Raw genomic sequence first — 12817 nt, 5'->3', positions numbered from 1 at the left:
CATGGATATTACGAAGACCTATGCCCTGAAGTTCATCTCCGGGAAGTACCAGGGCGGAGAGTTCCCGCTGAAGGCGGAGAAGCAGATCGTCATCGGCCGCTCCAGCGAGCTGGACATGGTGCTCGTCGAGGACATGGTCTCTCGCAAGCACGCGAAGATCAGCTTCTCGGATGGGAAGATCACCATCGAGGACCTCGGCTCGACCAACGGCACCTTCGTCAACGGCGAGAAGGTGAAGCAGGCCCGGCTCAAGGAGGGGGACCGCATCCTCATTGGCACCTCCATCCTCAAGCTCGTGCACCAGGGCGCTGACGGCGCCAACGTGGACGAGAGCATGGCCAAGCTGAAGCTGGAGGAGGCCGCCGCCGCCCAGGCCGCGCGGACCACCACCAAGGGCAGCTCCATGACGGGGAAGATTGAGGAAATCCCCCTGCCGGACCTGCTCCAGCTCTTCCACACCTCCAAGAAGAACGGCGTGCTGGTCGTCAACAGCGCCCAGGAGGGGAAGATCTACCTGCGCCAGGGTCGCGTGTACTACGCGGTCATCAACGAGAACCACAACCTGGGGCCGCAGAAGAGCTTCAACCGCATCATCACCTGGGAGCAGGGCGACTTCGAGCTGCGTCCGGCGGACAGCCAGGAGTTCATGGTGGAGCTGGACTCGTCCACGGAGGCGCTGCTGATGGATGCGCTCCGTCAGCTCGACGAACTCAAGCGCCTCCAGCCGAGCCTGCCGCCCCCGGAGGCGATGCTCCAGCTCGTCGTCCCGCTGGCGGCGCCGCTCAAGGAGCTGACGCCAGAGCTCCTGGACGTGCTCCAACTGGTCATCAACCAGGGCACCCTGGTGGGCGTGCTGGACCGCGCGGATGCGGATGATGTCGTCACGGCGGAGGGTCTGGTACAGCTCCTCAAGCGCGAGTACGTGCGCATCATCTGAGTCGGACACCTGGCCCGCCCCTCATCCGGGCGGGTCCGAAAAGGGGAACACGCCGTGGCGAACGCGAAGTCGGTGAAGCGCCTGCGCCTCACCGAGCTGAGTCACTGCGCGGGATGCGCGGCGAAGCTCAAGGCCGGGGACCTGTCGAAAATCCTGGGGGGACTGAAATCCTCCCGTGCCCCTCAGGCCCTGGTGGGCTTCAACACGAACGACGACGCGGCCGTCTACCGCCTCTCGCCCAGCCTCGCCGTGGTGGAGACGGTGGACTTCTTCCCGCCGGTGGTGGACGACCCGTTCCAGTTCGGGGCCATCGCCGCGGCGAACGCGCTGTCGGACATCTACGCGATGGGGGCGAAGCCACTGTTCGCGCTCAACCTCGTCGGCTTCCCGGACAGCCTCCCGCTGTCCGTGCTGTCGAAGATTCTCGCGGGGGGCCAGTCCAAGGTGGAGGAGGCGGGCATCTCCATCCTCGGGGGCCACAGCATTCGAGACCCGGAGCCCAAGTACGGCCTGGCCGTCACCGGCGTGGTGGATCCGAAGAAGGTCCTCACCAACGCGGGCGCGAAGCCGGGCGACGTGCTGCTGCTCACCAAGCCGCTGGGCACGGGCATCGCGACCACGGCCATCAAGCGCGGGCTCGCCTCGAAGCAGCTCCAGAAGCGCGTGGTCGCGGTGATGACCACCCTGAACCGCGCCGCGGGCGAGGTCTTCGCGTCCGGCAGGTTCAAGGTGAACGCGCTCACGGACGTGACGGGTTACGGGCTCCTGGGCCACCTGTTGGAGATGATGACGGGCGCGAAGGCGCGCGCGGCCATCGACCTGGAGCGCATCCCCCTCATCGCCGAAGTGCCCGCGCTGGCCGAGGCGGGGGTGGTGCCCGGTGGCACCCGGTCCAACCTGGCCCACGTCCAGAAGAAGGTCCGCTTCCCCAAGGGGTTGCCGGAGGCGATTCAGTGGGTGCTCGCCGACGCGCAGACCAACGGTGGGCTGCTGGCCAGCGTGCCCGCGAGCGACGCGCTCAAGGCCCTCAAGGCCCTGGAGAAGGCGGGCGTGGATGCGGCCCTCATCGGTGAAGTCCGGGCGGGGCGCCCCGCAATCGAAGTCATCGGCTGAACCGCCGGACCGCCGAGCTTCCGAACCCGGGCCGGGCTGGGATTTCGCGCCCGGGGTGGGGCTCCGCTAGCATTCCACCCCGGCATGCCGCTGTCCCCCCGCCCCCTCCTGGCCTTCGTTGCCTTCCTCTGGCTCGTCCCCGTCACCGCCGGTGCCGGCGAGCGCCCCGCGCGCATCGTCATCGACCCGGGGCACGGTGGAATCAAGGAAGGCGCGAAGGGGCCGGGCGCGCTGCGCGAGAAGGAAGTGGCGCTCCAGATTGCCCACCGGCTTCGCTCGAAGCTGGAGGCGGCGGGTGGAGAGGTCTACCTGACGCGGGAGCGCGACGCGCTGGTGACGCTCACCGAGCGCGTGGAGATGACGAACGACCACGGCGCGGACCTCTTCATCTCCATCCACGCCAACTCCATGCCCACGCCCCGCATGCGCGCGCGCACCGAGGGCGTGGAGACCTACTTCCTGTCCGCCAGTGCCTCGGGTGAGGCGGCCCTCGCGGTGGCGGACCGGGAGAACGCGGAGGCGCCCATGTCCCGCGTGGCACGCGGCGACTCGACACTGGCGCTCATCCTCGAGGACCTGGTCCGCACGGAGGCGCACTCGGATTCCTCCCGGCTGGCCTATGCCATCCACCCCCGCCTGGTGGCTCGCACACGCGCGGCGGACCGGGGCGTGCAACAGGCGCCCTTCTTCGTGCTCTCCGGCGTGGAGTGCCCCGCCGTGCTCGTCGAGGTGGGCTACATCTCCCATCCGGAGGAGGGCATGCGGCTGGGGCGGGACGACTACCAGGAGAAGCTGGCCGAGGCGATCAGCGAGGGCGTGCTCGCCTTCCTGCGTGAGACGCGTCGGCGGGACGCCGCCCGGCCCGCCCAGGTGGCGGGCCCCGTCTCCCCCTGAGTGGACAGGCGGGCGATGGGGACGCCACGCGCGCCGCGCGGCTCTGGTAGAGAAGGGACGCTCGCCTCACTTCCCCAGGAGCTCGCCGTGCGTTCCTTCCAACGTGGTGCGCTGGACCTTCGCCCCGTCATCATCACCCCCGGAGTGTCCCGCTATGCGGAGGGCTCCGTGCAGGTGGAGTTCGGCCACACCAAGGTGCTCGTCACGTGCTCCACCGAGGAGCGCGTTCCCCCGCACCTCATGGGCAAGGGCACCGGCTGGGTGACGGCCGAGTACGGCATGCTGCCCCGGGCCACGCACACGCGCAGCCACCGCGAGGCGGCCAAGGGCAAGCAGACCGGCCGCACCATGGAAATCCAGCGGCTCATCGGCCGCTCCCTGCGCGCCGCGGTGGACCTGACCACCCTGGGCACGCGCACCCTCACGCTGGACTGCGACGTGATTCAGGCGGACGGCGGCACGCGCACCGCCTCGATTACGGGCGCCTACGTGGCCCTGGTACTCGCGCTGCGCTCGCTGCAGAAGGCGGGCACCCTCACCAAGACGCCCAAGCTGACGCCCATGGCCGCGGTGTCCGTGGGCGTGGTGGGGGGCGAGGTGCGCGTGGACCTGGATTACGAGGAGGACTCGAAGGCGGACGTGGACCTGAACATCGTGGCCACGGGGGACGGGCGCATGGTGGAAGTGCAGGGCACCGCCGAGCACCAGCTCTTCGACCGCAAGACGATGGACGCGATGCTCGACGGGGGGCTCGCCGCCATCCAGCAGCTCGTCGTCGCGCAGGCCAAGGCCCTCGAATGACGACGGGCACGTCGAAGCTCCTCTTCGCCACCACCAACAAGGGAAAGCTGCGCGAGCTGCGGGAGCTGGTGGGGGACTCGGTGGAGGTGGTGTCGCTTGGGGACCTGCCGCCCATCCCCGAGCCCGAGGAGGACGGCGACACCTTCGAGGCCAACGCGGTGAAGAAGGCGCTGGAGTATGCCCGGGCCACGGGACTGCCCGCGCTGGCGGACGACTCCGGACTTTGCGTGGACGCGCTGGATGGCCAGCCCGGCGTGTTGTCCGCCCGGTACGCGCTGGGGGATGACAAGGCCCGGTACCAGAAGCTGCTCTCCGCGCTGACCGGGGTGCCCGACGCGAAGCGCACGGCGTCGTTCCGCTGCGCGCTGGCGCTGGCGTGGCCGGACGGCCGGACGCACGTGGAGGAGGGGCGGTGCGAGGGCCGCATCGGCCACGCGCCGAGCGGGACGCATGGCTTCGGCTATGACCCCATCTTCATGTTTCCGGACAGTGGCCGGACGATGGCGGAGCTGACCCCGGAGGAGAAGTCCGCCGTGTCGCACCGGGGCGCGGCCTTCCGGAAGATGAAGCCCAGGCTGCTGATGCTCACCACGGGCACTTGAGCGAGCTGGTCAGACACGTTGTCCTTGCGCGTCCGTCCGCGATGGTTCAACAATGCCGCACTCTACTTTTCGGGGCGTAGCGCAGCCTGGTAGCGCACCTGCCTTGGGCGCAGGGGGTCGGAGGTTCGAATCCTCTCGCCCCGACTTTAAGTAGCGAAGTGGAAGCAGGCGGCCCGGCCAGCTCCAATAGCTCAGCTGGATAGAGCACCGACCTTCTAAGTCGGGGGTCGCAGGTTCGAGTCCTGCTTGGGGCGCCAACCTGGCTGCCGTGACATTTGGGCCTTGAACTGGCCCGGCTTTCCACGGTAGGGAAGCCACGCTTCAAACGCCGTTGCGGAACGGCGGCCATAGCTCAACTGGTTAGAGCGCTGGACTGTGACTCCAGAGGTTGCCGGTTCGACCCCGGTTGGCCGCCCACGTTTTTCCCTTCCGTACTCTGCGCTCGTAGCTCAACTGGATAGAGCACTGGGCTTCGAACCCAGGGGTTGGGGGTTCAAGTCCCTCCGAGCGCGCTCCAGTACCCTGTCCCTCCGATGATCCGTGCCCGAGCAACGGCGCCTCCGGAGAGACGCCCGCCCCTTCGCACCCGTGGATCCGCGTGGCCCGTCCTCCGCCGAGGCTCTTCCGGCGGAGGAGGACTTCACCGCGTCCGGGTGCGGATCAGGCTCCGTGCGAGGCGCCGTTGCCCTTGTCGGCGGTGGGCACCCGGCAGCGCAGCTCCGTCTCCGCCTCCAGCGCGAGCAGGTTGTCTCGCATCGCCTTGGCCCAGCGTGCTCGGGGCTGCTCCATCAGCTTCTCGTTCGCCAGCTCGATGCTCTCGCTCAGCTCCTCGTCGGAGAGCTCCGAGGCTGTCTTCCCCTTGTACGGGCCGAACGCCACCACCACGGCGCTGGCCTTGAGGCTGGCGCGCGGCGCGGACGGCTCGGCGGAGTGGGGTGCTTCAGCGGCATCCACCTCCACGGCCTTCGCCGACTCCTTGGGGGGAAGGGGCGCCAGTGGCACGTCGACGTCGAGCCTCTGTGGCTTCTCCTCCTTGGCGGGCGCGGCGGCCGGCAGGGTGGGGAAGGACGCCTTCACCGGGCCGGGACGCGCGCCCAGCACCTCGTAGGCGCCCGGGGGCTCCGCGTGGCTTGTGGCCACCGGCTCGAAGTCGTCCGCCGGCATCTCCTCGCGGACGTACAAGCCCCCGAAGGCCTCGGGATACGCCTTGCGCAGCGCCGCCACCCGGGCGCACTTTTCAATCATCGTCGTGGGAATCTTGGCCCACAGCGGCGTCTGCTGGACGTACCCGCTGAAGTCCAGCCACACCACGACGGGCAGCTTTCCGTCGCGCACCACGCGAGACCAGCCTCCCACCAGCGCACCCTTGCGCTTGGCCGGATTGAAGCGGTGCACGACCTCGCCCTTGCCCTGGTCCACGACGATATCGTCCTCGGCGAACACCGCGCTCGCCTGGATGCCCTTGAAGTCCGGAAAGCGCTCCGCTCGGGCGAGCATGCCGGCCTCGGAGGGCTGGAACTCGTACTTGTTCACCCAGTTGGGGCGCTCCCGGTTGCCGATGTTCTGCCGGCGGGCCACGCAGAAGGCCTCCTTGAGGAGGGGGTCCAACCCGCTGCGCTTGCACTGCTCGATGAAGAGGGCGAACTCGTCCTCGCTGATTCCCCGCGGGCAGATGGTGCGTCGAATCAGCTCCATGCGCTCCCGGCTCCAGTTGCCGAGGGCTGAGCCCGTTTCCTCCACCTTCGGGGACATGTTGGCTTCCGTCACTGTCGTCTCCTGCATACGTCCTGCGCGAAAAGGGCGGACGACCTCCGTCCGCCCGCCTGTGCCTCGGCGGTGCACCCGTGCGAATCCCGAATGGGGGGCCGTGCGTGCCCGCCGTCCCGGTGGACTGGGAAGGAAGGCCCGACGTGGCCTCGTTCAACAGAGGTGCTGGGAGTCTGTTTCATCCGCGCGAGGACCCACGGTGGCGCCAGCCCGTGGGGCGGGCGGCGCGGCGTCACCCGGACTCGGCGTCTCCGAGAGGTGATCGCTCAGCGTGGTAATGCAGGGGGGACGAAAATACTTTTTGACAGCGCGGCCGGCCTTCTATAGTTACCGCCGCCACTTGGACGTCACGCAGCCGACGGGCCAAGCGCAGTGCCGGGAGCGTAGCTCAATTGGCAGAGCAATGGACTCTTAATCCATAGGTTGTGGGTTCGATTCCCTCCGCTCTCATTACGGGGTCTCTCCAGCAATGGAGAGGCCCCGTTTGTTTTTCCGCGCAGCCGCCGCATGCTGATGTCCAGCGGACGTTTCGCGGTATGTACGGAACACGGCACGCGGCGCATCCGGGCGGGTGGCGAAACTGGTAGACGCGCCAGACTTAGGATCTGGTACCGCAAGGTGTGAGGGTTCGAGTCCCTCCTCGCCCATTTCGCGTTGACCCGTTCGTGCCTATCCCCTAAAGGCGCACGTCCCACTTAACCGGCGCCGCTCGGGACGACTGTCCGAGGCGGCGGCGAGCGAGGCCCGTATGAAGGTCCAGGTCGAGGAGCTCTCTCCCGTTGAGAAGAAGCTCTCCATCGAGGTCGAGTCCGCCCGCGTGGCGGAAGAGCTGAACCGCGCTTATTCCGCGCTGAGTAAGCAGGTGAAGCTGCCCGGCTTCCGCCAGGGCAAGGTTCCCCGGCGCATCCTGGAGCAGCGCTTCAAGGACCAGGTCGAGGACGAGGTCATCCAGCGCGTGGTGCAGACCGCCTACCTGGACGCCGTGCGCGAGCACAACGTGGAGGTCGTCGCCAGCCCGCAGGTGACCAACGCGGGCCTCAAGGCCGACGCCCCGTTCACCTTCGAGGCCCGGGTGGAGGTCAAGCCCAAGGTCGAGGCGAAGGAGTACGCGGAGCTGCCCCTGACGAAGTCGGACGCCGCCGTCACCGACGAGCAGGTCAACGAGCAGCTGGACCGCATGCGCCAGTCGCTGAGCCGGCTGGAGCCCGTGGCCGACCGCGACTCGGCGGCCTCCGGCGACTACGCCACCGTGGACTATGACGCCACCGTGGACGGCCAGCCGTTCACCGGCAGCAAGGCCGAGGGCATCACCGTCCAGGTGCAGCCCGGCGAGCTGGTGGAGTCGAAGATCGCCGCCCTGGAAGGCGTCAAGGTGGGCGAGTCCAAGGACATCGACTACGCCTTCCCCGCGGACTACCGGGTGGAAGAGGTGAAGGGGAAGACGGGCCGCTTCCACGTCACCCTCAAGGCGCTGAAGAAGGAGATCAGCCCCGAACTCAACGACGAGTTCGCCAAGGAGACGGGCATCGCGCAGACGATGGAGGAGCTGCGCGGCAAGCTGCGCACCGACATGGAGAAGGCGCGCCGTTCGCAAGCGGACAACGACGAGCGCGAGGCCCTGGTGAAGGTGCTCGTGGAGCGCAATCCGTTCGAGGTCCCCCGCGCCATGGTGGAGCGCGCCATGGACTCCATGCTGCGTGGCGCCCTGCAGCAGCTGCAGCGCTCGGGCGTGGACCCCAGCCGTCTGAACCTGGACTTCAACCGGCTGCGCGAGGAGATGCGCGAGAAGGCCCTCCAGGAAGTGAAGGGCACGCTGCTCCTGGAGTCCATCGCCCTCAAGGAGGGCGTGCAGGCGTCCGACGCGGACGTGGAAGCGCGCATCGAGCAGCTCGCCGTCGAGGCGGGCCAGCCGGTGGCCGCCGTGAAGAAGTACTTCAAGGGTCCGGACGAGCGCCTCGGGTTGTCTCTGCGACTGCGCGAGGAAAAGACGATTGAATTCCTGAAGGGCCGGGCGAAGTATTCCTGAGGTTCTCTTCCGAGCCGTCTTCAGCGCTTCAGCCCGCTACTCGAGGTCGACATGCCCTTCATGCCCGTTCCCTACGTCATCGAGCAGACGCACCGCGGTGAGCGCTCGTACGACATCTACAGTCGGCTCCTGAAGGACCGCATCATCATGCTGGGCACCGAAATCGACGATGACGTGGCCAACGTCATCGTCGCCCAGCTGCTGTTCCTCGAGTCCGAAGACCCGGACAAGGACATCAACATCTACATCAACTCGCCGGGCGGCTCCGTGACGGCGGGCATGGCCATCTACGACACGATGCAGTACGTCAAGCCGCCGGTCTCCACCATCTGCGTGGGGCAGGCGGCGTCGATGGGGGCCGTGCTCCTGCTCGCCGGGACGAAGGGCAAGCGCTACTCGCTGCCCTCCAGCCGCATCATGATCCACCAGCCGCTGGGCGGGGTGCGGGGCCAGGCCACGGATATCGAAATCCAGGCCCGGGAAATCCTGCGGATGAAGGCGAAGCTCAACGAGATCATCGTCAAGCACACCGGGCAGACCATCGAGCGCGTCGAGAAGGACACGGATCGCGACTACTTCATGGGCGCCACGGAGGCGAAAGCCTACGGAATCGTGGATGAAATCCAGAACCCCCGAAAGGTCGTGGGGCTGGGCAAGGACGAGAAGAAGTAGCCGTTCGCCGGGGCTTGACGCCTCGGCCGGTGGCCGGAGCCGCGGGAATTCGTCCCCGCGCCTCCGGCTTTCTGCTTTCTGCGCCGACCCACTCTCCCTGTTAAGTACCGGGAAGGCGCGTGGACGTCCCTGATGGGGGCTGACTAGATTGCTTTGGGGCCGGGTCGGGTGGCGCGAGGCAGGGTGGCGGCTTTACAGGCGCAGCGAGGGATTTCATGGCGGGCAAGAACGTGGAGAAGCGAGACAACCAGACCCTCTGCTGCTCTTTCTGCGGCAAGTCGCAGAAGGAAGTGAAGAAGCTCATCGCGGGGCCAACGGTCTACATCTGCGACGAGTGCATCGGGCTGTGCAACGACATCATCGCGGAGGAGATCGACCGCGAGGAGACCAAGGACACCAAGCTGCGCATCCCCCGGCCCTCTGAAATCAAGGCCGTGCTGGATGAGTACGTCATTGGCCAGGAGCGGGCGAAGAAGACGCTGTCGGTGGCCGTTCACAACCACTACAAGCGCATCGAGTCCAAGGTCGCGCTCGAGGACGTGGAGCTCCAGAAGAGCAACATCCTCCTCCTGGGCCCCACCGGTAGCGGCAAGACGCTCCTGGCGCAGACGCTGGCGCGCATCCTCAACGTCCCCTTCACGATTGCGGACGCCACGTGCCTCACCGAGGCCGGCTACGTGGGCGAGGACGTCGAGAACATCATTGTCAACCTGCTCCAGGCGGCCGACCACGACATCGAGCGGGCGCAGCGCGGCATCGTCTACATCGACGAAATCGACAAGATTGCCCGCAAGTCGGAGAACCCCTCCATCACCCGCGACGTCAGCGGCGAGGGCGTTCAGCAGGCCCTGCTGAAAATCATCGAAGGTACGGTGGCCAACGTTCCGCCCAAGGGTGGCCGCAAGCACCCTCAGCAGGAGTTCCTGCAGGTGGACACCACCAACATCCTCTTCATCTGCGGTGGCGCCTTCGGCGGGTTGGACCAGGTCATCGAGCGGCGCCTGGGTGGCCGCAGCCTGGGCTTCGGCGCGGACATCCAGTCCAAGAAGCAGCGCAACCTCACGGAGCTGCTCAAGCACGTGGAGCCGGAGGACCTGCTCAAGTTCGGCATGATTCCGGAGTTCATCGGCCGTCTGCCCATCATCACCGCGCTGGAGGAGCTGGATGAGCCCGCGCTCATCAACATCCTCAACCAGCCGAAGAACGCGCTCACCAAGCAGTACAAGAAGCTCTTCGAACTGGACGGCGTGGCGCTGAAGTTCACCGACGGCGCGCTCAAGGCCATCGCCAGCGAGGCCATCCGCCGCAAGGCCGGTGCCCGCGGCCTGCGCTCCATCCTCGAGTCGGCCATGCTGGACGTGATGTACGAAATCCCGTCCCGCAAGACGGTGCGCGAGGTGCTCATCTCCGAGGAGGTCATCCTCAAGAAGAGCGAGCCCGTCATCCTCCATTCCGCGGCGGAGAAAGAGCCCGCGGAGCCGAAGAAGGAATCCGCCTAGCGCGGCGCCGAGCCGCCTCTTCCAGGGGCGGCCCCTTGAGATGTGACGGGGCGCGTCAAGGGCCAGGCAGCAGGCCCGACGCGCCCCATCCATTCTGGAGCAGGGCCGGCCTTCCAGGCGGCCCACGGTTTTTGTGGGACGGGCGTGGGGCTTTCTGTATGTGCTGGCTCCATGAGACGGCTGCCCCTGCCCGCCTTGTGGTTGATGCTCTCTGCCTGCGCTGGCTCGAAGCCGGCGGAACGGGAAGCGCCTCCGGTGGGGGCGCGGGCCCAGGAGGAACACTCGCGCATGGCATACCCGGCGACACGGGTGGACGCGGTGGTGGACACGGTGCACGGCGTGCCGGTGTCGGACGCCTACCGCTGGCTGGAAGACGAGAAGGCACCCGAAGTCCAGGCGTGGATGAAGGCGCAGGATGCCGTCGCGCGCGAGGCCCTGGCGAAGGTGCCCGGCCGCGACGCGCTGGTGCGCCGCTTCCGCGAGCTGTTCTACGTGGACTCCATCTCCATGCCCAGCCGGCGCGCGGGCCGCTACTTCTACATGCGCACCCACAAGGACAAGGAGAAGGCGGTCCTCTACTGGCGCGACGGTGAGAAGGGCGCGGAGAAAGTCCTCCTGGACCCCAACGGCTGGAGCCAGGACGGCTCCGTGTCGCTGGGCACGTGGGCACCTTCGTGGGACGGCAAGAAGCTCGTCTTCGCGCAAAAGCCCAACGCGGCCGACGAGGCCGTGCTGCACGTGATGGACGTGGACTCGGGCCAGTGGTCGAAGGCGGATGTCATCGAGGGGGCCAAGTACGCCCAGCCCCGGTGGACGCCGGACAGCAAGGGCTTCTATTACGAGTGGCTGCCCACCGACGCCTCCATCCCCGTGGACGCGCGGCCGGGCTACACCACGCTGCGCTTCCACGCGCTCGGCGAGGACCCCGCGAAGGATGCGCTGGTGCACCCGCACACGGGTGACCCGAGCACCTTCCTCCAGGGCGACTTGAGCCGCGACGGCCAGTTCCTCTTCGTCTATGTGCTCCGGGGCTGGAACGAGAACGACATCTACTGGAAGCGGCCCGGGGAGAAGGACTTCCGTCTGCTGGTGAAGGGGCAGGGCGCCCGCTACACCGCGCTGGCCTGGAAGGGCCGCTTCTACGTCAACACCGACGAGGGCGCTCCGCGCCAGCGCGTGTTCGAGGTGGACCCGGCGAACCCCGCACGTGCCTCGTGGAAGGAAATCGTCCCCGAGGACCCGGTGGCCTCGCTCCAGACGATGAACATCGTCGGGGGGCACCTGGCGCTGGAGTACATGAAGGACGCCACCACCGTCATCCGCGTGACGACGCTGCGGGGCAAGCCCGTGCGCGAGGTGGAGCTGCCGGGCGTGGGCGCGGCCTCCAACCTGTCCGGCCTGGAGGACGAGGATGAGGCCTATTTCGTCTTCACGTCCTTCACCACGCCCCGGCGCGTCTACAAGACGTCCGTCCAGAGCGGGAAGTCAGAGCTGTGGGCCCAGGTGGAGCTGCCCATGGACCCGACGGCCTACACCGTGGACCAGGTCTTCTACCCCTCCAAGGACGGCACCCGCGTGCCCATGTTCCTGGTGTACCGAAAGGGCCTGAAGCGGGACGGTGACGCCCCCACGCTGCTGTACGGGTATGGCGGCTTCAACGTGAACATGGAGGCCAGCTTCCGAGCCAGCATCCTGCCCTGGCTGGACGCGGGAGGCGTGTATGCGGTGGCCAACCTGCGCGGGGGCGGCGAGTACGGGACGTCGTGGCATGAGGCCGGTCGCCAGGCGAACAAGCAGAACGTCTTCGACGACTTCCACGCCGCCGCCGAGTACCTCATCCGCGAGAAGTACACCCAGCCTCGCCGCCTGGCCATCCAGGGCGGCAGCAACGGCGGCCTGCTGGTGGGGGCGGCCATGACTCAGCGCCCGGAGCTGTACGGCGCGGTGGTGTGCCAGGTGCCCCTGCTGGACATGGTGCGCTACCACCTCTTCGGAAGCGGGCGGACGTGGATTCCCGAGTACGGGACGGCGGAGAAGGCCGAGGACTTCCGGACGCTTCACGCCTATTCGCCCTACCACCACGTCCGTTCGGACGTGCGCTACCCCGCGCTCTTGATGATGTCCGCGGACCACGATGACAGGGTGGACCCCATGCACGCTCGCAAGTTCATCGCGGCGGTGCAGAACGCACCTGGCGGCTTGTCACCCGCCCTGCTCCGCATCGAAATGAACGCGGGACATGGTGGCGCGGACCAGGTGGCCAAGAGCATTGAATCCAGCGCGGACCAGTACGCGTTCTTGTTCCAGGCGTTGGAGGTGGGAGGGCTCCAGGGTGGGCAGTCAGCGCAGGGCCGCTGACACCCCAGGCGGACACCCGAGTCGGCTCCGGGTGTTCCCTTGAAGGCAGCAAGTCGTTCCCCAATCTTGAGGCGGGGAACGGCGCCTGAAACCGACGTGTTATAGACATGCTTCACCCCGGGTAAGCGCTCGTCGGGCGAGCAACCGG

General features: G+C 67.5%; 10 protein-coding genes and 6 tRNA genes. 15 read left to right on the top strand and 1 reads right to left on the bottom strand.

All coding sequences use genetic code 11. The features are described from left to right. The first annotated feature begins 1 nt into the window (after nucleotide 1). The 9 genes from HUA76_RS42610 (at nucleotide 2) to HUA76_RS42570 (ending at nucleotide 4859) form a co-directional block, all read left to right on the top strand. Entirely contained in the window at nucleotides 2-937 is a 936-nt protein-coding gene (locus HUA76_RS42610) for an FHA domain-containing protein (RefSeq protein ID WP_174458602.1), read from the top strand. Between the two features lie 72 nt (nucleotides 938-1009). Then, a complete protein-coding gene (gene selD / locus HUA76_RS42605) occupies nucleotides 1010-2050 on the top strand; it encodes a selenide, water dikinase SelD (protein WP_371823613.1) in 1041 nt (346 codons plus the stop codon). A gap of 84 nt (nucleotides 2051-2134) precedes the next feature. Further along, nucleotides 2135-2944: an N-acetylmuramoyl-L-alanine amidase gene (locus HUA76_RS42600; protein WP_174458558.1), complete on the top strand. Its 810-nt coding sequence runs from the start codon at nucleotides 2135-2137 to the stop codon at nucleotides 2942-2944. 87 nt (nucleotides 2945-3031) lie between these two features. Next, the gene (gene rph / locus HUA76_RS42595) at nucleotides 3032-3745 is read left to right on the top strand and encodes a ribonuclease PH (RefSeq protein WP_141642439.1); all 714 of its coding nucleotides are present in this window, start codon (nucleotides 3032-3034) and stop codon (nucleotides 3743-3745) included. Then, entirely contained in the window at nucleotides 3742-4347 is a 606-nt protein-coding gene (locus HUA76_RS42590) for an XTP/dITP diphosphatase (RefSeq protein ID WP_174464178.1), read from the top strand. Before rph ends, HUA76_RS42590 begins: the two co-directional genes overlap by 4 nt. 70 nt (nucleotides 4348-4417) lie before the next feature. Continuing rightward, nucleotides 4418-4491, top strand: a tRNA-Pro gene (locus HUA76_RS42585). A 36-nt stretch (nucleotides 4492-4527) separates the two neighbouring features. Beyond that, nucleotides 4528-4604, top strand: a tRNA-Arg gene (locus tag HUA76_RS42580). An 84-nt stretch (nucleotides 4605-4688) separates the two neighbouring features. Next, nucleotides 4689-4762, top strand: a tRNA-His gene (locus HUA76_RS42575). Between the two features lie 23 nt (nucleotides 4763-4785). Then, nucleotides 4786-4859 (top strand) — tRNA-Arg (locus HUA76_RS42570). A gap of 148 nt (nucleotides 4860-5007) precedes the next feature. Here the strand turns inward: HUA76_RS42570 and bet are convergent. Beyond that, entirely contained in the window at nucleotides 5008-6099 is a 1092-nt protein-coding gene (gene bet, locus HUA76_RS42565; RefSeq protein WP_174464177.1) for a phage recombination protein Bet, read from the bottom strand. 392 nt (nucleotides 6100-6491) lie between these two features. Between bet and HUA76_RS42560 the strand changes: the two genes are divergently transcribed. The 6 genes from HUA76_RS42560 to HUA76_RS42535 all read left to right on the top strand — a co-directional run bounded on the left by HUA76_RS42560 (nucleotide 6492) and on the right by HUA76_RS42535 (nucleotide 12669). Next, a tRNA-Lys gene (locus HUA76_RS42560) sits at nucleotides 6492-6564 on the top strand. A 115-nt stretch (nucleotides 6565-6679) separates the two neighbouring features. Next, nucleotides 6680-6761: transfer RNA gene (locus tag HUA76_RS42555), tRNA-Leu, on the top strand. Between the two features lie 101 nt (nucleotides 6762-6862). Further along, complete coding sequence (tig, locus tag HUA76_RS42550; protein ID WP_174458560.1) at nucleotides 6863-8140, top strand: trigger factor; 1278 nt, start codon at nucleotides 6863-6865, stop codon at nucleotides 8138-8140. A 51-nt stretch (nucleotides 8141-8191) separates the two neighbouring features. Further along, complete coding sequence (gene clpP, locus HUA76_RS42545) at nucleotides 8192-8812, top strand: ATP-dependent Clp endopeptidase proteolytic subunit ClpP (protein WP_141642436.1); 621 nt, start codon at nucleotides 8192-8194, stop codon at nucleotides 8810-8812. Nucleotides 8813-9027: 215 nt separating this feature from the next. Further along, entirely contained in the window at nucleotides 9028-10311 is a 1284-nt protein-coding gene (gene clpX, locus HUA76_RS42540; protein ID WP_141642435.1) for an ATP-dependent Clp protease ATP-binding subunit ClpX, read from the top strand. Nucleotides 10312-10599: 288 nt separating this feature from the next. Continuing rightward, a complete protein-coding gene (locus HUA76_RS42535; protein WP_254614855.1) occupies nucleotides 10600-12669 on the top strand; it encodes a prolyl oligopeptidase family protein in 2070 nt (689 codons plus the stop codon). Nucleotides 12670-12817 lie beyond the last annotated feature (148 nt).

Source organism: Myxococcus sp. CA056, from assembly GCF_013336715.1.
Taxonomy (GTDB): Bacteria; Myxococcota; Myxococcia; order Myxococcales; family Myxococcaceae; genus Myxococcus; species Myxococcus llanfairpwllgwyngyllgogerychwyrndrobwllllantysiliogogogochensis.
Note: the sequence above shows the minus strand (reverse complement) of the source record. Positions and strands in the feature narration are given on the sequence as shown.